Genomic DNA, 337 nt, shown 5'->3' on the forward strand with positions numbered 1-337 from the left:
AACACGACACGCAGCGTGGCTGCGTCGGGCGTGCCCTCGATACGCACGCGTGCGATGCCGACGCAAATCTCAATCACTCCCGCGACGACCGGCTGTGCCTTGTTCTGCGACTGAACGGGCAATGCAGCCGCCGCGCTCTCAATCGTGCGTTCCTCGTGAGTCACTTCAACCGGCAACAGTGTCGGCGGCTCATACTGCCCAGCCTGATAGGCTCGGCGCCATTTGAACAAAAGATTCGTATTGAGCCCGTGTTCCAGAGCGAGTCGTGCGACCGAGACACCCGGTTCACATGCCAGCTTTGCGAGTTCTCGCCGAAACCCAATGGGGTGGTTGGGGG

Annotated in this window: 1 protein-coding gene; it reads right to left on the reverse strand. The window is 61.1% G+C overall.

The window, feature by feature from the left end:
• Nucleotides 1-337: transposase (locus AB3X99_RS40985; RefSeq protein ID WP_368662077.1), on the reverse strand; the 337-nt coding region annotated here is incomplete at both ends.

The organism is Paraburkholderia sp. BR10882 (genome assembly GCF_040948855.1).
GTDB lineage: Bacteria > Pseudomonadota > Gammaproteobacteria > Burkholderiales > Burkholderiaceae > Paraburkholderia > Paraburkholderia nodosa_A.